Genomic DNA, 23,109 nt, shown 5'->3' with positions numbered 1-23,109 from the left:
TGTAAAAAACGAAGAAAGAAGGTGAGTATTTTGGATAAATCACCGATATATTATCAGTACATGTATAGTTATCCCCATAAAAATGCTTATTATGAAATAGAAGAAGAAAAAATTTTAAATGCTATTTCAAATTTAAAAGATGAAAATCTTACTCTTTACATACATGTTCCATTTTGTGAAAGCAAATGTGGATATTGTAATTTATTTTCAATACCTAACACAAGTGAAGTTTTATTAGAAAAATATATAGATACTGTATGTAATCAGATAATTCAATATGGCAATAAATTATGTGAAAATCATATTAAGTTTACAAATCTAATATTAGGTGGAGGAACGCCACTCATACTTTCTATAGAACAGATGGAAAGGATTTTTAAAACTTTAGAAGAAAATCTTTCTATAAAAACAGATGAAGCTAACTTTGTTATAGAAACTTCGCCAAATCAAACTGACTTAGATAAACTTTTATATCTTAAAAATAGAGGGCTTAACCGTATAAGTATAGGAATACAGTCTTTTGTAGAAGATGAATTGAAATGTATTTATAGAAATCATAAAAAAGAAAGTTGTTACAAAGCTTTAGATAAAATAATAAATCTTGAATTTGATGCAGTTAATATAGATTTGATTTATGGAATAGAAGGTCAAACAAAAGGATCATTAATCTATTCTATTAATGAAGCTTTAAGGTATAAACCGGAAGAAATATTTATTTATCCCCTTTATATAAGGGAAGATACAAAGATATTTGGAAGGATGAATTTGAATTATGACTTTCAACATGAAATGTATGATATAGCAGTAAAAGAATTAAATAAAAATGGTTATATTCAAACATCTATGCGACGCTTTGTAAAAAGAGTAAATGAAAATAATCTTAGCTGTGGTTTTGAGCAAATGCTATCAGTTGGATGTGGTGGAAGAAGTTATATAGGAAACCTACATTTTTGTGAGCCGTATACTTCAAAAAGAAATGATTGTAAAGAAGTTTTAAGTAATTATGTAGATAAAGATAATTCTTTTAAAGGATTAAAGGGATATGAGTTGAATTTTGAAGAAGTAGAACGTAGGTTTATTATTAAAAATTTGGGGTATTATAAAGGCTTAGATTTAAAGGAATATAAGAAAATATTTAATAAAGATTTGTTAAAAGCTTATCCAATATTTGAAGAACTTTTTAAAGAAAAACTTATTGAACTAGAAGGAGAAATATTAAGACTTACTAAAAAAGGCATAAAATATTCTGATGTAATTTTACCATTTTGGATTTCTGATATAGTTAGAGAAAGGATGAAAAAATGATAGAACATGCTACTGAAATTACCTATCGTGGAGAACTAAAATCTTGTAATTATAATTGTAGTTATTGTCCATTTTCTAAAAGAAAATATAGTATTAAGGAAATAGAACGAGATAAAGACAAATGGTGTAATTTTTTAAATAAAATATCAAATATAAATTTCAAAGAAAATGTTAGTGTTTTAATAGCACCTTACGGTGAAGCTCTTATACATAACTACTATGTTAAAGGAATTGCAAAACTTTGTAGAATAAAAAAAATTAGAAAAATAGGATGTCAAACTAACTTAAGCCTTAATGTTCAATCCTTTATTCACGAATTAGAAAAAGAAAATGTGAATTTAGATAAAATAACTTTATGGTGTACATATCATCCAGAGATGACAACAGTAGATGAATTTGTAGAAAAAATAAAATATTTACGTAAAAAAATAAATTTAAGCGTAGGTGTAGTTGGAAATCCAAAAGATATTCAAATCATAAAAAAATTAAGAAAGAGTTTACCTGTAGAAGTTTATTTATGGATTAACAGTATGGATGGACTTAATAGAAAATATACAGAAGAAGAAATAAGTATATTTAATGACATAGATCCTATGTTTGATTTAGAAGTAAAAAATTATTTAAATAAAAGAAAATGTATAGGTGGAAAAGAACATTTTTTTATAGATTTTAAAGGGGATATTTATCCATGCAATAAAGTACGTAAAACATTAGGAAATTTATATAGTAATGATACTATTAAAAAAGAGACAAGTTGTTTAAAAGGAAGATGCGATTGTTATTTATCTTATTCACATTTAAAAGGTTTGAAAAAGTTGGATTTTTTTAATAAAGATGAATTAGTAAGGGTACCTAAAAGACTAGATATAAAAGCAATATTTTTAGACGTAGATGGAACATTAGTAAGCAAAGATGGAAAAATAAAAAATGAAGATATATTAGCTTTAGAATATTTAAGTAAAATAGCTTTAATTTATTTGAACACAGAATTACCCTATGAAAAAGCCATGAAGAAGTGTAAGAAGATAAAAAGGTTATTATCAGGTGGAAGTTTTGCAAATGGTGCACATATAGTAGAAAAAACTAATAACTATGAAGTTTATAACTATTTGTTAAAAACACCTAATTTGTGTAATGAATATAAGATTTATAGCTATAAAGATAGACCATATAAGATATTGATAAGGGGTAAAATAGATAGCAAGATAATAAAACATATGAATAATAGTGGTTATTATAATATTATACATAATCATGGAACATTAAGTATAGTCAATAATGGTGTAAATAAATTAAGTGGTTTATCGGTAATATGTGAAAAGTTAAAGTTAGATAAAGAAAAAGTTATGGTAATAGGTAACTCTAATAATGATTTATCCATGATTAAAGGAATATATCATTCCGTTGCAGAGACAGGGGCATCAAAAGAATTAATAGAAGAGGCAAGGTATAGGTTAAAAGTAGCTCAATTGCCTTATATTATTTAATAAAAAACTATATAAATAGAATGAATTTAAAGTTTTAAAGAGCTATTCTAAAATATAACTCCATTTAGAATAGCTCTTTAAATTTATAATAATTTAAATTGATAAATTGAAAATCTTTCGCGAACATCAAGAGCATATAACCCATGTAACTTAACTTCTTTTTTTAATGTGAAAGGGGTGAAGTTTTCAAGATAATAGATATAGTCTTGAGAAGGATAATAAAGTATAATTTCTACCTCGCGGTTATATTCTTCTACAGAAATCAAAATATTTAATATGACTTTCATAAATATTTGCATAGAAAAAGGGTTGAAAAAGTAAAATTTATTATCCTTTGGATTAACTTCATAATTTTCAGCATAACAGTTTAAAAAATTTGTTTTTTTACAGTTTCTATTATGCTCTTTTAAATATTCTTTTTTATTATCAAGAGCTTCTTGATAAAAGAATTTATTCATTTCAATTCCCGTTACATAACAATCAAAAAAGTAATTTAAATAAAAGTTAAGTCTTCCTTTACCACATCCGAAGTCAATTACTCTATCATCACTTTTAAAATCATATTCTTTAGAAAGTGCTTCAAGTGCATAATATGATGTTGGCTCATATCTATTGTAGTGAAGAGATTCATAGTATTCCTTTTGTTCGCCAGAAGTTCTTATATTAAGTAGTTTTTCAAAAGTTTGATCATTCATTATAGTCCTTTCTGTTTTACAGGATAAAACATATGTTATTTTGAATAATCATAAATTCTCAATTCTTAATTAAGTATAATACCCTAAATATAACATTTAATACTATAAAAGTAGCTTTTTAATTTCATCTAACTGTTCTATTGTTTGGTTATAACCATTATTGTAACCTTCAGTTAGTACATCTATGTTTTTTTCAAAACTATCAATAGCTTGATTAGATTTAGGTCTTATTATTATTGCCTTACCTTGTTGCTCCAACTCTTCACAATATTTTACAGTTTCATTGTATAAATTATGTCTTGTTAGAATAGGCTTACACAAATTTGGGTACTTTCTTTTTAAAACCTTTGAAGCCATTAAATTTTTCTTGGAAAATTCTTTTACATATCCCTTAGGTCTAGTAAGTATTATTAAATGCTTTTCATTACCATCTTTAATAGCTTTTTTTATAGGTATTGGATCACATATTCCGCCGTCATAATAATAATTTTCATTTATTTTTATTGGTGGAAATAAAAATGGTATAGCACAAGTTGCTCTTAACATAGTACATTTAGCATCTAAATTTTTTGCATCTAAGTACTCTGTTTTACCAGTTTTAGCATTAGTAACACCTACTAAGGCTGTTCCTTCATATTTTAAGAAAGTGTCCATATCAAATGGATTTAGTTTGTTAGGGATTTCATCAAAGGCAAAATCTAATCCAAAAGCACTTTTACATTTAAAAAAGTTTCTGAACCCTAAATATCTTTTATCATTTCTATAGGATTTTAATACGTCAAGGTTTCTTCCCCTTTGCTTAGATAAATAAGAAACACCATGTGTAATTCCAGCAGATACTCCTATACAATAAGGAAAAATAATATCGTTATCTAAAAGTGCATCCATTGCACCTGAACTAAATATAGGTCTAAAAGTTCCACCTTCTAATATTAAACTAGCCATAAATATCTCCTTTCCATTATAGAAAACATATAAAAAATTATATACCTTATATAGCTAATATACAAACGCTAAAATTATTTTAAATAAGTATTATTGTATATAAGTAGCGTTTATATAAATATAACTAAGTTAAAAAAATGTAATATATTTTTTGAAAAATAAATATATTAAAGTGAAGCCATTTGTTTAGGAGAAAAAAATGAATTTTATTAGAGAAGTTTTAAAACTATATATTGAGCGGATAGACTTTTTTCTAGAGTTAGTTATTCAGCATTTAGTATTATCTTTTGTAGCTGTTGTGATTTCTACAATAATAGGTATTTTTTTAGGGGTAATAGTATGTGAAAATAAAAGATTGTCTAATCCCATAAAAGGAATTACAAATTTTTTATATACAATCCCATCAATAGCAATTTTAGGATTTTTAGTTTCTTTTTCTGGAGTTGGAAATGTTACAGCTATAATTACATTATCATTATATGGATTGTTACCTATAATTACTAATACTTATACAGGTATTGAAAATGTAGATAAGGATGTTATAGAAGCAGGAAAAGGTATGGGTGCAACTAAAAGGGAACTGCTTTATAAGATAAAACTACCACTTGCTCTACCAGTAATTTTTGCTGGATTTAGAAATATGGTAGTTATGACCATAGCACTTTGTGGTATTGCATCTTTTATAGGGGCAGGGGGGTTAGGAGTTGCTATATGGAGAGGAATTACAACTAATAATCCAACAATGACTTTTGCTGGAAGTTTACTTATTGCACTTATAGCTTTGACCATAGATTCAATTATGTCTTGTATTCAAAAAGATATAAATATAAGATTTACAAAAGGCAAAGTTAAAAGAAAGGTGATGGGGACAAAAAAACATATTGGGGTTATAAGCATTTTATTAGTTATAATCATATTTATAGGGGCAAGTTTTAGCAGAAAAGAAACTATAATAATTGCATCAAAACCAATGACTGAACAGTATATTTTAACTGAAATTATGGCACAACTTATTGAAGAGAAAACATCAATAAAAGTTGAAATTAAAAAAGGTATAGGTGGGGGAACAGCTAATATTCATCCCGCTATAGTAAAGGGAGAGGTTGATATTTATCCAGAATACACAGGTACATCATGGGAGTATGTATTAAAGAAAAAAAGTCAGAGTGAAAACACATATGAAGAACTAAAAAAAGAATACAAAGAAAAGTATGATTTAAATTGGTTTAATTTATATGGATATGATAGTAATTATGCAATAGTGGTTAATAAGGAATTAGCTGAAAAATATAATTTAAAAACCTATTCTGATTTAGCAACAATAAGTGATAAGTTAGTCATAGGGGCAGAATATGATTTTTATGAGAGGGAAGATGGCTATAATTCATTAGCGAAACTATATAATTTTAATTTTAAAGATACTTTAGATTTAGACATGGGATTAAAATATAAAGCACTTTCATCTAATAAAATAGATGTAATAATGGCCTCAACTACAGATGGGCAGCTTGTAAATGAAAATTATTTGGTTTTAAAGGATGATAAGAGATTCTTCCCTAACTATTTAGCAGGGACAATAATAAGAGAAGAGACTTTGAAAAAATATCCAGAGCTTATAGAAGTGTTAAATTTATTAAATAATACTATAACAGAAAAGGAAATTATAAATATGAACTATAAAGTAGAAGTAGAGAAAAAAGAAGATTTTCAAGTTGCAAAAGAGTTTTTAATAGAAAAAGGAATAATTAAGTAGGAGAGAGTTATGAAGTATGAAGAGTAAACCATTAATAAGTTTTTGTAATGTTAGTAAGATATATGATGATAAAATTGTGCTGAAAAATTTAAATTTAGATATATACAAAGGTGAGTTTGTAACGGTTATAGGTGGATCAGGAAGTGGGAAAACAACTGCATTAAAATTAATAAATGGGCTTATAACTCCAGATGATGGAAAAATAATCGTTGATGGTAAAAATTTAAAAGATACAAATTTGATAGAACTTAGAAAAAATATTGGATATGTAATTCAAAGCATTGGCTTATTTCCTCATATGACAGTAGAAAAAAACATATCTTTTGTTTTAGATTTAAATAAAAATAAAAAAGATAATTCTTTAGAAAAAGTAAAAGAACTTATGAATACTGTTCAGCTTGAAGAAGAATTAATAACTAGATATCCTTCTCAATTAAGTGGGGGGCAGAAACAACGAGTAGGTATAGCAAGGGCGTTAGCATCAAATCCATATATATTATTAATGGATGAGCCATTTGGTGCAGTAGATGAAATAACAAGACATGTTTTGCAAGATGAATTATTAAAAATACAAAAACAATTAGGAATAACCATTTTTTTTATAACTCATGATATAAATGAAGCATTAAAATTAGGTAGTAAGATAATAATAATGAATGATGGAAAAATAGAGCAGATAGGAACTAGTGATGAAATAAAATGCAACCCTAATAGTGAGTTTGTAAAAAAATTAATAGCTTATTAATTTAAAGAGTAGTATGAATTTTAATTTAAAATAGTAATTATGTATATTTTAAGACTTCAGCATAATTTAGTTCTATGCTGAAGTCTTTTTGCAAATTAATATTTTTTTTATATGTAAAAATATGATTAAATAGTATATTGTTTTTTGTACTTTTTTATGTAATGTATAGAAATGAAAGTTGTTATAATCTCTGAAAGTGGAATACTTAACCAAACACCATCTATTCCTAAGAAATATGGAAGTATAAATCCAAATATAAGTGCAAAGAGAAAGGTTCTAGCAAATGAAATTATTGCAGATACTTTTCCGTTAGAAAAGGCTGTAAACATTGCAGATGCAAAAATATTAATTCCTACAAATAAAAATGCAATAGAAAACAATTTTAGTCCATGTATAGCAAGTATGAAAACTGGACTAGAATAAGGCACAAATATTCTCACTATGTATTTTCCAAAAATTAATGATGATAGAAATATAATTATAGAAGATATTGAAATAAAAATTTTAGAGTAATTAAAGGTTTCTTTTAATTTATATTCATTTTTCGCCCCATAGTTAAAACTTATAAGTGGGGATATACCGGATGAAAAACCTAGATATGTAGATACTAAAAGGAAATGAGCATATAAAATTATTGTTAATGCTGCAACACCATTTTCACCAGCATATTTAAGAGTAAGCATATTAAACAATAATGTTACAAAACCAGTTGAAAGTTCGGTAACCATCTCAGAAGAGCCATTTAACATAGTGTTTTTTATAAGGTTTAAGTTAAATTTAGTTTTTGTAAATTTAAGTTTAGATTTTTGGGTAAAGAAATAACTAAATCCCATTAATGTAGATATAAACACTCCAACAGAAGTTGCAATTGCTGCACCAGCTATACCAAGGTTAAAGTATTTTATAAGAACATAATCCAAAATTATATTTATAATACCACCGACAATAGAAAGTAATAAGCTGAAATTGAAATTACCATCAGTTCGTACAAAAAATTCAAACATAGATTTTACAACGAAAAATGGTGAAAACATGAATATTATTCTTCCATAAGAAATACAATATGGCAATAGATTATCAGTAGCACCTAAAATCACGGAAATATCTTCTATAAATATATAACCTATTAAGCCTAGAATAATACCAATTATAGAAGCAACTAGAAAAATTAGTGAAAAAGCTTCATTGGCTTTTTTGAGTTTATTTTCACCAAGATTTATAGCTACAAGAGCACTACCGCCAGTTCCAAACATAATGGATATACCAAAAATTAAATTTATTATAGGCAATGTTATATTGATACTTGCAAGTGCATCAGAGCCTATGAGTATTGATACAAACACTCCATCTACAATTGTATATAATGATATAAATATCATAGATATAATTGCTGGAGATACAAATCTTAAAAACTCAATGAAAGTAAATTTCTTAGTAAAAGTAGCTTCCATTAAAACTCCTCCTTATATAATTAATTGATAAAAGTAATTATAAAGTGTATAGTAACTATACAGTCAAGAAAAATATATTAAAGGTTTTATTATAGGATTAAGGAGGGAACATGGGCAATAATGTTAAAGATAAATATTTTACTGTAAGCGAGTTTGCTAAATTATGCGGGGTTCAAAGAAAAACTCTCATTTTTTATGATAAAATAGGTATTTTTTCACCAGAATATAGAGATGAAAATAATTATAGACTTTACAGTTTAAGTCAATATGATACGTTTACTATATTATTAGAATTAAGAGAACTTGATGTTTCATTAGATGAAATAAAGAAATATTTATATAATAGGACTCCACAAGAATATATAAGGCTTTTAAAAGATGAGAAAAGTAAGGCTACACTAAAAATTAAGAAATTAGAAAAAATGATTTATAATCTAACAAATAAAATAGGTGTTGCTCAAAAAGGCATGAAAGAATTTGAGAATAATAAAGTTTATATAAAAAAGTGTGAAGAGGAGTATTTAATATTATCAGATTTAAGTAGTTCTTCTCAAAATGAAATAATGATGGATGTTATTAATTTTGTTAAATATTGTGACGAAAATAATATATATGATGGATATCCAATAGGCGCAATAGTAAGAAAAAGTGATGTGGAAAACAAAAAAATTAATACTTTAAGTAAATTATTTATAAAATTAGATAATAAAATTAATAATAACAAATTATTTATAAAACCTAGTGGAAAATATGTATGCATAAATCATAAAGGTGATTATGAAAGTACATATAAATCTTATGAAAAAATTTTAAAGTTTGTTAAAGAGAATAATTATAGAATAATTGGAGATTCTTATGAAAATACATTATTGGATTTCTTTGCACTTAAAAATGAAAAAGAATATTTAACTGAAATTATGATTAGAGTTGAAAAAATATAATATAAGGTGTGGAATTATAAATTTAAAGTTTTACAAAATGATTATCCTTTTTAATTTAAATTTAATATATATATAAATAAAAATGAGCATATGCAAATTAAATTTAAAAATAATGATGTAATTTTAAATTTTATAAGCTAATTTGCATAAAAAAGTATAAAAAAGTATAATAGATAATATGTGAACATAGGAGTAGATAATCTATATTTAACTTATCATTATAAGATTCTGTTATGATTTTAGTATAAGATGAATTTATTAGATATTACTAATTTAAAAATTCATAGATGTATAAGTTGAAACTAGAATTTGAAAACCTATATTGAAAGACTATATGAACGGTATTATAGTTTAAATTTAAAATTTTATTTTGGGAGAGAGTTCAAATATGAATCAAGAATTAATTAATTACATAATTGAAGCTAATAAAGAATTAGCTATAAAAAAAGAATTGAAATTTTCTTTAAAAGAATGCTTAAGTGATCTTACAAAAAATAATTTAACTGACTTAGCTGGAATATATGAAATTGTTGGTAGACATAAAATGAAGAAAGATATGTTAGTAGATGAGTTATGTAGTAAGATTCAAGATGCTAATATATTGCAAGAAGATTTGGTTCCAGTAGATGCTCATGGGATGAAATTACTTCAGGAACTTAGAAATGAGAAGTATATAGAATGTACAACTATGCCAGTTGAAAATTATATATTTCTATATAATATAGGAATGGCTTTTACATATATTTCGGAAAATAAAGTATATATAGTTATGCCAACTGAAATAAAACATCTTACTGAAAAAATCAACTTTGAAAAGTTAGCGGTAAAACAAGAAAGATATAGAAATGTGCAAGAGTATTTATTAGCATTTTCTAATTTATATGGAATATTTGAAATAGAATTTTTTATGAATATTTTTAACGATAATAATGATGAAAAATTAGATGAAGAAGAATTTTTAGATATATTAGGTAAGTTTGCTGGTAATGTAGGTATGATTGAGTTCGATGATGAAAAAATTATACACCAAGCATTATTGGTTAATGAAGGAGAATATGAAACATTACAAGAACTTAGAGAAGGCAAAGAATATAAAATTTTACCTAATGAAGAATTACTTAAATACGCAGATGAAGATTATGTGGAATTAACAGAGGATCATATAAAATTAAAAAATTATTTAAGTGAAATATGTATGAATACTGAGCTTGCAGAAGAAACTTTTGAAGATATATGCATGGGACTAGTAGATTCTGATTTTGATATTCAAAGAGTTCTTTTTGAGTTAGATAGAAGAAAAATAGAAATAAAAAATAGAAAACAATTAGATGAGATTGTAAAATTAGTAGCGAATGTTTCTAATAATTCAAGAAAATGGAGCAACAAAGGTTTTACTCCAAAAGAATTATCTTTAACAAAGTTAAATGTTAATGCTAATAAAAAGATAGTTGGAAGAAATGAACCTTGTATATGCGGAAGTGGCAAAAAGTACAAAAAATGTTGTGGAAAATAAATTTATAAAAACAAAAAGCATCTCAATTTATTATGAGGATGCTTTTTATTTTTATTTAGGAATGGATAATGAAAAAATTGGATAATATAACTTACATAGCAATTTAAAAAATTTAAGATATGAATGATTTAATTCTGAAAAAAGTGTATAACTTCTAAAGTGGAAAGTGGTCAATAATTAATATAGTATTATATGTTAAAATTATAAAGTGTGGAGTTGAAAACATTATGGAATTTTATAATCAAGTGGCATTAAGTGAGCTTGAAAAATGGAAAAAGGAAATGAGAAAAGGACCATCTATATTTGAAAAGGCTACTAAAGGAGTTCAAAATAAGTTTAATGGAATATTGCCCAATAAATATCATGAGTTTATGACTAGTACAATAAAAAATATGACTCAAGCAGTTTTATTTGGCTCAAAATATATTACTAAAAATCCTTATTTAGGTTTGTCTTTAAAGGAAAGGGAAGATTTAGTTGAAGAAAAAACTAAAGTTTATAAAAATACAGCAATTATAGAAGGTGCTGGAACTGGCGCCGGGGGGATAGCGTTAGGAATTGCTGATTTTCCATTATTATTAGGAATAAAAATAAAGCTTCTTTATGATATTGCTGCTATTTATGGCTTTGACGTTAAGGATTATAAAGAGAGATTGTATATACTAAATATATTCCAGCTGGCTTTTTCAAGTAAAAATCATGTAAATAAAGTCTTTTATACTATGGAAATTTGGGAAGATTATTGTAATATGTTACCAGATGATATAAATTTTTTTGATTGGAAAACATTTCAGCAAGAGTACAGAGATTATATAGACCTTGCTAAATTATTACAAATGATACCAGGGGTAGGAGCTTTTGTAGGAGCTTATGTAAATAATAAACTTATAGAAAAATTGAGTAACACTGCAATACAAGCATATAGAATGAGACTACTTATTTAAAGTAAAATTGTATATTATATAATTTAAAAGTGTTTAAGATAAAGGGGCTGTTGCAGATTAAAAAAACTGGCTTTTACAGTATAATTTTTTTGCGACAGCCCCTCTATTTTAGGTATCCAAGTTTTGGAACAAGTAATTTTAAAAGTAAACTTGACACCTTATAAGAAAAACGGAACTTTTAATACATATATTCAAATTATTGGATTAAAATGTATTTATATGCTAAAATTTAAGTAAATATTATGTTGAATTTTAAGTGAATATTTAGAAGGGAATAAAATTTAAGTATACAAATATGTTAAGGTTACTTAAGATAGAGGAAATAAAATATGGAAAAGCAATTTTTATATTTAATAGGTCAATATGTTTTTGCTACCTTATTAATGAGATCAGCATTATATGAAAATAAACCCAAATTAAACTTAAAAAGTTGTGGAGTTTCACTTATATATTTGTTAATTCTTTTTATAATATCAACGGTTTTCAAATTAGATAACGGTGTTGTTATAGCTCAGTTCATATATATTTTTTTGTTTCCTATGAAATATAGAATATATAAAGGATCAATTAGAGAAGTCTCTTTTGTATATTATTCATCACTTGTAGCTACTTTATCAATAATAACAATTCATATATTATGTGAAGATTATATAATTTTAAATGGAGTTAACAAAGGTAATGTTATCATATATAATTTATGTTTTAGCTTTATAGGTATAATAATATTATTATTTAATTTATTTCATGTTGCCAGAGTATATAGGCCTAATATTAAGACATTGAGAACAAAAATAGGTTATTTAATATCATTTGTACCTTTTTCATATGTAATTTCTTTAACTCTACTATTTAGATTTATTATATTTCATAATTGTTTTTATGGAGTAATAATTTATAGTATATTTTGTTTGGGTACATTGATCTTTTACCCATTAATATATTTTTTTACTAAAAATATGAAATCATTAGAAGAAGCTATTTTTACTGCGGAAACAGATAATATAACTAGTGCTTATAGTAGAAGAAAATTTGAAGAGGATATCTTAAGTTTAATAAAAAAAGACATTGAATTTGGAATTTTCTATTTAGATATAAATGATTTTAAAAGTATAAATGATAATAATGGACATATTTTTGGCGATAAATGCTTAAAACATTTTATTGATGTATTAAAAGAATACATTAATAAGGATGGACAAATATATAGGATAGGTGGAGATGAATTCTCAATAATAACTACTAAATGTGAAAAAATTTCAGATATTATTGAACTAATATGTAAAAACAAAATATATTTAAAAAATGATATAAATGAAAAAATTAATATTTCATTTAGTATAGGAAAAGCTATTTATCCGATAAATGGTAAGAATGTAACTGAAATTTTAACATTTGCAGACAATGAAATGTATAGAAATAAATGCTTTAAAAGAGGTAATTGATTATATAGCTATTTAGGATTGAAATTTAAAGGCTTTATAAGTACATCGACTTTAAATTTTTTCTTTATAACCATATAATTAGAGTATAATTTTTATATGTATAATAAATTAAATAATAACTATTAAATTAAGATTAAAGTCCAATTAATAATATATTTAAGAAAGGAGTAATATGAAGTACGTTGACTCAAAGAAAATGAGAGAAATAGACAGTTATTGTATAAATCAATTAGGTATAAGTGGAATTATACTTATGGAAAATGCAGCAATAAAAATATTTAATGAGGTAGATGAAAAATTAAAAGAAATGTCTAATTCAAATATAGTTATAATTTCAGGTGTTGGCAATAATGGTGGAGATGGACTTGCATTATCAAGACATTTGCATTTACATAATTATAATGTGGAAGTATTTATAGTAGGAAATTTAAATAAAGCAAGTAATGATTTTAAAGAAAATTTTCAAATTATAAAGAATATAAATAAATTAGACGATAATAAGATAGGACTAAACTTCATAAATGAAAATACAGATTTAAAGCAATTACAGACTTTAAATTATGCAGATGTAATTATTGATGGAATGTTTGGAACTGGGTTGAAAAGGAAAATTACAGGTGTTTATGAAAGTTTAATTCTAGAGGTCAACAAAAGTGCCGCTTATACTATAGCTATAGATATTCCATCTGGAATAAATAGTGATAATGGAGATGTTATGGGCGTAGCAATAAAAGCTGATGAAACTATAACATTGCAGTTACCAAAAGTAGGATTTTTAAAGGAAGATATATCAGAATTTTGTGGCAATATCAAGGTGGTTGATATAGGAATTCCTAAAAAAGTTATAGAAATGTTATAATATATAAATGTTTTGGGGGGTAGAAATAATGAGAGTTGAAGGGCTAATTTCAAGAACTAATACTATGTTTTCACAAATTAAAAAGGATGAGGAGAATGTAAAATTAAATTTAAATAAAAATAATAAATTTAAAAAAACTGATATTATAAGCAATTTTCAAGAAGCTAAAGAAAACTTAATAAAACAAAAAGAAAATTTACAAAAACAAGATTTAACACCAGAAGAGAAAATTGAAAAAAATAAAGAGCTAGATGCTAAAATAAAGTTAGTAGAAGATCAAATGCAACAAGCTCTTATGATAGAAAAAGAAAAAGAATTAGAAAAAACAAAAGAAAAACTAGAAAATAAAGAAAAAGAAAATAAAAGTGGTGATGAAGAAAAAGATGGTGTTATAGTTTCCGAAAGTCTTAAAAATTTAATTAAAGCTAAAAATAGTATGGATAATATACATTCATTAAATACTACTAAAGGAAATTTAAAAGTAGAGTTAGGATATCTTGAATCTGTGAAATATCCTAATAATTTTGTTTCTAAGCAAAAATTAAAATTAGAAAGATCTATTCATAATATAGAAAGTAGGGCGAATAGTGAACTTAGTAAGGCAAATAGGGCTATAAAAAAAGAAAGTAATATGAAAAAGGAAAATGAGATAAAAAAAGAAGATAAAAAAGATATTATAGAAGATTAAAATATAGGGTTTTTTTAAACCCTATATTTATTTGTAAAATTATGCAATGATAATTATATTAATATAATTAAATTTTATTGTCTAATAAAGATTATAAGTATAAAATTAGGCTTTTTAAGTTATTTTGTTTTTATTTTTTATGAATTTTATTTAAAATAGAGATATATTTCAAAAATGTAATGTAATTTTAAGATTATGTCATGTTAATTTAAGGTTAATTTAATAATGCTAATGTATAATAGAGTAAGGCAAGTTTAAATCTTAGCAATTATCAGTTGAAAGGTTTAAAAGTATTTATTTAAGCTATAGTTAAAATAGAAGTTCAAATAAAATTGTTCATAGAATCTAAAACTATTTTTATTTGAAATTATTTATTGAATTTTAAGTATTTTCGACAATGGTTCAATACTTATTAAATACGATTTTGAATGGATAGTTTTAAAAGTTAACTTATAACTTTATACAAAGGTTAAAATCATAAAAACAAAAGTAAAGGCGGTGATTAAAATATTATGGAAGGAAAACTAAAAGGACTTAATGACAAGGATGTAGAAGAAAGAATTAAACGTGGTAAGGTTAATAATATTCCTAAACCACCTTCCCGAACATTAGCTCAGATTTTAAGAGCTAATATATTAACAAGCTATAATATTTTAAATATATCATTAGCAGTGCTGTTAATCTTAATAGGTTCACCTAAGGATGCTGTTTTTATAGTAATAGTAATAGCAAATATAATATTAGGTGCATTTCAAGAAATACATGCAAAAAAAATATTAGAAAGGTTAGCAGTCATTAATAGTAAAAGAGCATATGTTATAAGAAATGGAAAAACTAAAAATATTACAGCAGATGAAATAGTAATAGATGACATAATGATTTTAAAGACAGGAGATCAGATATTAGTAGACTGTGAAGTTATACAAGACGTTGAAATGGAAGTTGATGAATCTATGATTACTGGTGAATCAGATTCTATATTAAAGCAAAATGGGAGTAAACTTTTATCAGGTAGTGTTGTAACAGCAGGTCAGTGTTATGCAGTAGCACGTTGTGTCGGAGAAGAAACATATGCAGCAAAACTTGCAAATGAAGCAAGAAAATTTAAACTAATAAATTCTGAACTTCAAAAATCTACAGGAAAGATATTTAAAATAATAATGTGGATGATACTTCCATTAGGAGTACTTTTAACCACTAGTCAACTTATGTCAGGAAATGAAAGTTGGAAAAGTGCATTAATTGGTTCTGTTACAGGAATTATAGGAATGATTCCAGAAGGATTAATTTTATTAACTAGCACCACTTTTGTTGTGGCAGTTATAAGACTTTCTAAACTTCATACTCTTGTTCAGGAATTACCAGCTACAGAGGTTTTAGCTCGTGTAGACGTGTTATGTTTAGATAAGACAGGAACAATTACTAAAGGTGATTTAAAAGTAAGTGAAATTATAGCATTAAAAGAAAATAATATAAAAGATGTAGAAAAATATACATCTGCAATAGCATATAGTTTTTTAGGTGGGAATCAGACTAATAAGGCTATACTTGACAAATTTAAGGAAAATCCAAATTTGAAAGTAAAAAGTAAAATTCCTTTCTCATCTAAAAGAAAATGGACAGCTGTAGAATTTGAAGATGAAGGAGCATGGGTATTAGGTGCACCAGAGGTTATTTTAAAAGAAGGTTATGTAAATATAGCTAAATGTGTCAAAAGTGCCGCAGAGGCTGGAAAAAGAATTCTTTTATTAGCAAAATTTAATGGAGAAATTTTAAATGAGAATTTAAATGGAAATGTACAGGGGGTAGGGCTTGTATTTCTTGAAGATATAATAAGAGATAACGCTGAAGAAGCTATAGATTATTTTGAAAAAGAAAATGTAAAAATAAAAATTATATCAGGAGATAATCCGATAACTGTTTCAGCTATAGCTAAGAAAGTTGGAATTAAAAATGGAGAAAAATATATTGATTCTAGATTACTTCCAGAAAGTGAAGAAGAATTAGCTAAAGTTGTAGAAGCGACATGTGTATTTGGTAGAGTGACACCTCATCAAAAGAGAAGAATAGTTAAGGCTTTAAAATCTAATGATCATACGGTAGCTATGACAGGGGACGGAGTTAATGATGTTTTAGCATTAAAGGAAGCTGATTGTGGTATAGCTATGGCTAGTGGTGCAGATGCTACAAAGGCTGTGGCACAACTTGTACTTATGAATTCAGATTTTGCTTCATTACCAAGTGTTGTAACAGAAGGACGTCAACTTATAAATAATTTAGAAAAAGTATCAGAACTTTTCTTATCTAAAATAGTATATTTTATAATTATGTGTATATCATTTTCTCTATTAAGATTACCATTTCCTATTACTCCATTTCAATTAACTTTAATTGGGAGTATAACTATAGGAATACCATCATTTTTCTTAGCGTTAGCACCTAACAAAGAAAGAATTAAAAAGAATTTTTTAAAAAGAGTTTTACAAGTATCAATACCTAATGGGGTGATGATAGGGATAAGTACTACAATTGCTTTTCTTGTGGGCTTTCATAGTGGACTTTCTATGAAACAGTCTTCATCATTATCTTTAGTTGTGTTTACTGCATTAAGTTTATTTGTTGTATTTAAGGTGTCAAGGCCATTAAATCTATATAGAATATTGATATTGTTTGGAATGGTATTATTGTTTATAGGGGCGTTTACTATACCGTTTGTAAGAAATCTTTTTGATATAGCACCATTTGTTACTACAAAAGCTAATGGAATGCTTATAATAACTATTATAGGAACGTTAGGTATGATATTTATACCTAAAATAGTAAAAAAAATAATGAATAAGCCGCAGGTTTGTTAAAATAAAGGGAAATTTATTAAATAATAGAGCAAATTACTTGTCTATTTCACGAAATCTTGTGTTGGCAGGACCTAATAATAAACAATTATTACTAGAATCTGACAGTATTGAATTTCATAAAATATATGTTGTAATTTGCTTCTATTATTTTCTTTTATATCCATAAAAATAAATTTTTATGGATATAAAATAGTTATTTAGAAAGTATAAATCAAGTTTTTGAACTATTATTTTATAAATAATCTGTTTAAAAGGAGAATGTCTATGAATTTGAATTTACCTAAGGAGATTTGTGATTTGATAGATATGGATAACATAGAAAAAGTATGTATTGGATGCTCTAAAGCTGAAGTATTTAAAATTAATATGCAAAATAGAAATGCCTATTTGAAAACATGTAAAAGTAAATATGAAGTATTTAAGCAAGAAGTGAATTTATTGGATTGGCTCAAAGGAAAGATAAATGTTCCAGAAGTATTACTATATATAGGTGATTGTAATAATCAAATTTTAATAATGTCAGAAATAAAGGGAGAAAATACGCTGAATTTACTAAGAAAAAGTTGTAACAAAGAGTTAATAATAAAAAATTTAGCTAAAGGATTAAGAATGATTCATGATATAGATATTACAAACTGTAATATATTTCAAACTTTAGATGTTAAATTAAAAGAAGGAAGAAAAAATATAGAGCAAAAACTTGTGGATTTTAATTGTAGTAAGGATAAAAATTATATAGAGATTGCTAATAAATTAGAGAGTATGAGGCCTGAATGTGAAGATTTAGTATTAGTTCATGGAGATTACTGTCTACCTAATATAATTCAACATAACGGAAAAATAAGTGGTTTTATAGATTGGGGAAGAGGTGGTATTGGCGATAGATACCAAGATATAGGAATTGCATGTAGAAGTATAAGAACTAATTTTGGTGATGATCATTATGTAAAATTATTTTTAGATGAATATGGTTTGGATAAATATGATGCTAATAAAATTGCTTATTATATTTTATTAGATGAATTATTTTAGATGAATACAGTAGTACAATTCTAGAATACAATCTAAGTTAATTTTTAACTCTAGGTTGTATTTTTTTATAAAGGTCGAAATTTAAATTAATTTGTAAAAAAATACATAATAATGTAGACTAAAAAAAACACATGAAATATAATAATATTAAAGAGGTAAATTAAAAAATAATTAGGCATCTTAGTTTATTATGGTATAAGATTGTAAAAATTTTATAGATGAGGTTTATTATGAATTTAGAGTTAACTGAAGACAAGAAAACAATATCCAGGTTAGATATTAATAAAATAATTATGTATATAGCATTAATTTTACTTATTATAAGTTTTTTAGGAGCATTTTATATTAAATATTTACCAATAGATAAATATATTACGGCCTATGATTTTAAAATAATAAATGGGACTTTAGCTATTATTTCTATGGCTAGTTGCTGGATTTATTATTATACATATAAAAAAAGTGATTTTTTTATAATATCTTTATTTTATTTAAGTTTTACAGTGGAAAGATTATATATTAATTTTAAATTGTATAATCAAAGCCATGATTTAAATGCAAGATTATCATTGATTATTGGTGCATATATTTTAAGAACAGTATTAATTACATTTACAGTTAAAAAAGAGCAGAATAAATTAATTAAATTAATGGAAAACAATAAAATTTTTTCAATAATTACAATAATAATATTAACAATATTACTAAATAATTTTGAATTAAATTTATCAAAAATTAATAATAATATGTTTAAACAAAATTTGTATTTAAATATAAATTGCATTTTTATAATTTACTATATTTTCATATTAACTTTACTTACGAAAAAAAGTGAAAAAAATAAAGATTTTATATATACAATTATTATTTTAAGTTTAGGTTTTTTTACAATAAAAAGAATTTATTTATTATATTTTATAAAATTTAAAATAGAAAATATATATATTAGTTGCAATATATTAACTTTTTTAGGTTTTAATTCACTTATTTTAGGATTATTCATTGAAATGATTATAAAAGAAAAAGAAAGTGATAGATTAAAAAAAGAATTAAAGATATTTTATGAGCTGGCTGAATATAATCAAAGAAACGAAATTGTAGTATATGACGAAAATGAAAATATAGTGTATGCTAATAAAAAAATAAGAGAATCTAGCTGCAATAAGTTTAGTTCAAGAGAAGAACAGAATAAAGAACTTGAATTTAGGTTGAAAAAAAATATTATTTTTAATGATAAAAAGGAAATAGAGTTTAAAATCGAGAAGGATGGATTATATAAAAAAGTGCTGTTTAATGATGGAAAAGTTCATAACTTAGACATACAAAAGATTCACCTTAATAATAATGTTGATAGGATGGTATGTACATTAGTAGATATGTCAGATGAATATGAAGCACATAAAAGATTAGTTATAAGCGAAAATAAATTAGCAACAATAACTGAAAATATTAAAGACTTAATAATAACAATAGACAATAATGGAATAATAACATATGTTAATAATGCAGTTTTAGAAACTTTAGATTATGATAGGAATGAGCTTAATAATAAACATTATAGCAAACTAATTAATTTTAAAGTTTGTAACAATAAATTTTTAGATTCAGATTATGAAAATCATATTTGGATTAAGCATAAAATCTTAACTAAGCAAGAAAAATTGATTGTAGTAGATTCCTTAATAAGTAATATGCTAAACGAAGAAGGACAGGCTATAGGAAAAATAATAGTTTCTAGAGATCTTAGCTGTAAAAATGAAGTTGATATTTTAAAAGAAAAATATGATGAAATAAAAGAATATGATAGAATAAAGACGGAAATTTTTTCTAATTTATCACATGAAGTTAGAACGCCGATAAATATAATATATTCATCTGTACAACTTTTAAATAATAAGAAAAATTTAAGTACAGAGGATTTTCTATGTTCTTATGATAAATATGAGAGTATTATAAGAGAAAATTGTAATAGAATGCTTAAACTTGTAAATAATTTATTAGATATAACTAAAATTGAAAGTGGATTTATGAAAATGAATTTTAAAGATTATAATGTAGTTAAATTAATAGAGGACGTAACAATGTCAGTAGTTCCTTATGCTGATATAAAAAATATAAACATTATATTTGATACAGACTTTGAAGAGTTGGAGATAAAAAGTGATAAAGATAAATTAGAACAAGTAATTTTAAATTTATTATCTAATGCCATAAAATTTACAGAAGAACAAGGAAATATATTGGTGTATATTTCCAAAGAGGATGATTTTGTTATAATACGAGTTAAAGATGATGGTATAGGTATACCAAAAGAATTTAGGGAGCATATATTTGACAGATTTGCACAAAGTAATAAAAATTATAACAAAGAAAAAAGTGGGACAGGTATAGGATTAGCATTAGTAAAATCTTTAATAGCTCTACATGATGGCAAAGTTTATTTAAATGAGGAATTAGAAGAAGGTAGTGAATTTATTATTAAACTTCCTATTGTAAAGTGCAATTGCAAAGATGAAATGAATATGTTATTAATGAATAATAGTATAAAATCGGTAAATGAAAAAGTATCAGTAGAATTTTATGATTTATATTAAAAACCAAAATTTACTTTGGATTATTTTGTATAACAATAGTATATTGAAAAAAATCAATATAGAGTAGAGATATTTTAATATAATCACTGTATTTTAAAAATTTTATCTATACAATATTATAAAATTTGTGGTATCATCTAACTTTGTAATGATAAATTAAATAAACAACATAAACTTAGAATAAAAGACAGATACTATAAATAAATAAAGTTAAATATTAATAGTTGATATAGTGAGTAATTTATAAATAAAATACTCACTATTATTAATTAAAAATTTAAATAAAGGTCATAAATTAATAAAAAAATTAAGTCTTAATAAGTGAGGGTGAAAAAATGAAAATAGGATTCGATCATAAGAAATATCTTGAAGAACAATCAAAATATATTTTAGAAAGAGTTAATAATTATGACAAACTATATCTTGAGTTTGGTGGAAAATTATTATTTGATTTACATGCAAAAAGGGTTTTGCCAGGTTTTGATGAGAATGCAAAAATAAAATTATTACATAAATTAAAAGAAAAAGTTGAAGTTGTTATTTGTGTATATGCAGGGGACATTGAAAGAAACAAAATAAGAGGTGACTTTGGCATTACATATGATATGGATGTTTTAAGACTAATAGATGATTTGAGATCTTATGAACTAGACGTGAATAGTGTTGTAATAACTAGATATGAAGGTCAACCAGCAACTAAAGTATTTATAAATAAGTTAGAACGTAGAGGAATAAAAGTATATAAACATAAATCTACAAAAGGATATCCAACAGATGTAGATACTATAGTTAGTGATGAAGGATATGGACAAAACCCGTACATAGAGACAAGTAAACCAATAGTAGTTGTTACAGCACCAGGACCAGGAAGTGGAAAGCTTGCAACATGTCTTAGCCAGTTATACCATGAGTATAGAAGAGGTAATGTAGCAGGATATTCGAAGTTTGAAACATTCCCAGTTTGGAATGTACCTCTAAAACACCCTCTTAATATAGCTTATGAGGCTGCTACAGCAGACTTAAAAGATGTAAATATGATAGATTCATTCCATTTTGATGCTTATGGGAAAGTAGCAGTAAACTATAACCGTGATATAGAAAGTTTCCCAGTTTTAAAAAGAATTATAGAAAAAATAACTGGAGAAGAGGCTGTCTATAAATCTCCAACAGATATGGGCGTTAATAGAGTTGGATATGGAATAATTGATGATGAGGTAGTAAAAGATGCATCACAGCAAGAAATTATTAGAAGATACTTTAAAACAGCATGTGATTATAAAAAAGGTTATGCAGATAAAGATACGTTCCAAAGAGTAAAACTTATAATGGAAGAACTTAATTTAAAAGAGCAAGATAGAAAAGTTGTAATGCCAGCGAGAGAGCATTCAGCAAAACTTAAAGAAAACTGTGCAAAAAATGAAATATGTCCAGCAGTAGCCTTAGAACTTGAAGATGGAACTATATTAACAGGTAAAAGTTCAAATGTTATGGATGCAACAGCAGCAGTAGTATTAAATGCTATTAAACATTTTGCTAATATATCAGATGAAATACATTTAATATCACCAGTTATATTGGAACCAATAATAAACTTAAAGTCTAAAACATTAGGTAGTAAAAACACAGCATTAACATGTGAAGAAATATTAATAGCACTTAGCATTTGTGCAGCTACAAACCCTATGGCACAAGTTGCTATGGCAAAATTACCAATGCTTAAAGGATGTCAAGCACATTCAACTACAATATTAAACAAAAATGATGAGCAGACATTTAGAAAAATTGGAATAGATATAACTTGTGACCCAGAATATCCATCAGAAAATCTTTATTACAATTAAATAGAATATATTTTTATAG

At 25.0% G+C, this 23,109-nt stretch carries 17 protein-coding genes; 14 read left to right on the top strand and 3 right to left on the bottom strand.

The window, feature by feature from the left end; translation table 11 throughout:
- Positions 1-30: 30 nt before the first annotated feature.
- On the top strand, positions 31-1,305 hold the full coding sequence (locus AZI32_RS03040; RefSeq protein WP_061994433.1) for an STM4012 family radical SAM protein: 1,275 nt from the start codon (positions 31-33) through the stop codon (positions 1,303-1,305).
- Positions 1,302-2,792: an STM4011 family radical SAM protein gene (locus AZI32_RS03035; protein WP_061994432.1), complete on the top strand. Its 1,491-nt coding sequence runs from the start codon at positions 1,302-1,304 to the stop codon at positions 2,790-2,792. The genes AZI32_RS03040 and AZI32_RS03035 overlap by 4 nt, the downstream gene beginning before the upstream one ends.
- 83 nt (positions 2,793-2,875) lie before the next feature.
- Here the strand turns inward: AZI32_RS03035 and AZI32_RS03030 are convergent, their stop codons facing one another.
- Positions 2,876-3,487: a methyltransferase gene (locus AZI32_RS03030; protein WP_061994431.1), complete on the bottom strand. Its 612-nt coding sequence runs from the start codon at positions 3,485-3,487 to the stop codon at positions 2,876-2,878.
- 102 nt (positions 3,488-3,589) lie between these two features.
- On the bottom strand, positions 3,590-4,432 hold the full coding sequence (locus tag AZI32_RS03025) for a patatin family protein (protein ID WP_061994430.1): 843 nt from the start codon (positions 4,430-4,432) through the stop codon (positions 3,590-3,592).
- Between the two features lie 199 nt (positions 4,433-4,631).
- Between AZI32_RS03025 and AZI32_RS03020 the strand changes: the two genes are divergently transcribed.
- Positions 4,632-6,185: an ABC transporter permease/substrate-binding protein gene (locus AZI32_RS03020; protein ID WP_061994429.1), complete on the top strand. Its 1,554-nt coding sequence runs from the start codon at positions 4,632-4,634 to the stop codon at positions 6,183-6,185.
- Positions 6,186-6,201: 16 nt separating this feature from the next.
- Positions 6,202-6,930, top strand: coding sequence for an ABC transporter ATP-binding protein (locus tag AZI32_RS03015; protein WP_061994428.1), 729 nt, complete (start codon positions 6,202-6,204; stop codon positions 6,928-6,930).
- A 125-nt stretch (positions 6,931-7,055) separates the two neighbouring features.
- Here AZI32_RS03015 and AZI32_RS03010 read toward each other — a convergent pair whose 3' ends face one another.
- Positions 7,056-8,381 carry an MATE family efflux transporter gene (locus AZI32_RS03010; protein WP_061994427.1) on the bottom strand — a complete coding sequence of 442 codons (1,326 nt, stop codon included), beginning with the start codon at positions 8,379-8,381 and terminating at the stop codon, positions 7,056-7,058.
- Between the two features lie 110 nt (positions 8,382-8,491).
- Between AZI32_RS03010 and AZI32_RS03005 the strand changes: the two genes are divergently transcribed.
- The 10 genes from AZI32_RS03005 to AZI32_RS02960 all read left to right on the top strand — a co-directional run bounded on the left by AZI32_RS03005 (position 8,492) and on the right by AZI32_RS02960 (position 23,090).
- Positions 8,492-9,322 (top strand): MerR family transcriptional regulator, encoded by an 831-nt coding sequence (locus tag AZI32_RS03005; protein ID WP_061994426.1) that lies wholly within the window; start codon positions 8,492-8,494, stop codon positions 9,320-9,322.
- Between the two features lie 388 nt (positions 9,323-9,710).
- Entirely contained in the window at positions 9,711-10,835 is a 1,125-nt protein-coding gene (locus AZI32_RS03000) for an SEC-C metal-binding domain-containing protein (protein WP_061994425.1), read from the top strand.
- Positions 10,836-11,062: 227 nt separating this feature from the next.
- The gene (locus AZI32_RS02995; protein WP_061994424.1) at positions 11,063-11,779 is read left to right on the top strand and encodes an EcsC family protein; all 717 of its coding nucleotides are present in this window, start codon (positions 11,063-11,065) and stop codon (positions 11,777-11,779) included.
- A gap of 329 nt (positions 11,780-12,108) precedes the next feature.
- On the top strand, positions 12,109-13,221 hold the full coding sequence (locus AZI32_RS02990) for a GGDEF domain-containing protein (protein ID WP_061994423.1): 1,113 nt from the start codon (positions 12,109-12,111) through the stop codon (positions 13,219-13,221).
- 172 nt (positions 13,222-13,393) lie between these two features.
- The gene (locus tag AZI32_RS02985) at positions 13,394-14,080 is read left to right on the top strand and encodes an NAD(P)H-hydrate epimerase (RefSeq protein WP_061994422.1); all 687 of its coding nucleotides are present in this window, start codon (positions 13,394-13,396) and stop codon (positions 14,078-14,080) included.
- A 28-nt stretch (positions 14,081-14,108) separates the two neighbouring features.
- Positions 14,109-14,768: a hypothetical protein gene (locus AZI32_RS02980; RefSeq protein WP_061994421.1), complete on the top strand. Its 660-nt coding sequence runs from the start codon at positions 14,109-14,111 to the stop codon at positions 14,766-14,768.
- A gap of 512 nt (positions 14,769-15,280) precedes the next feature.
- On the top strand, positions 15,281-17,623 hold the full coding sequence (locus tag AZI32_RS02975; protein WP_061994420.1) for an HAD-IC family P-type ATPase: 2,343 nt from the start codon (positions 15,281-15,283) through the stop codon (positions 17,621-17,623).
- Between the two features lie 264 nt (positions 17,624-17,887).
- Positions 17,888-18,655: an APH(3') family aminoglycoside O-phosphotransferase gene (locus tag AZI32_RS02970; RefSeq protein WP_061994419.1), complete on the top strand. Its 768-nt coding sequence runs from the start codon at positions 17,888-17,890 to the stop codon at positions 18,653-18,655.
- A 230-nt stretch (positions 18,656-18,885) separates the two neighbouring features.
- A complete protein-coding gene (locus AZI32_RS02965; protein WP_061994418.1) occupies positions 18,886-21,249 on the top strand; it encodes an ATP-binding protein in 2,364 nt (787 codons plus the stop codon).
- 335 nt (positions 21,250-21,584) lie between these two features.
- A complete protein-coding gene (locus AZI32_RS02960; RefSeq protein WP_061994417.1) occupies positions 21,585-23,090 on the top strand; it encodes a DUF1846 domain-containing protein in 1,506 nt (501 codons plus the stop codon).
- Positions 23,091-23,109: the final 19 nt, after the last annotated feature.

Origin of the sequence: Clostridium sp. ATCC 25772 (assembly GCF_001573875.1) — a bacterium.
In the GTDB taxonomy this organism is placed as follows: Bacteria; Bacillota; Clostridia; order Clostridiales; family Clostridiaceae; genus Clostridium_J; species Clostridium_J senegalense.
This window is presented reverse-complemented; position numbering and strand designations above follow the sequence as displayed.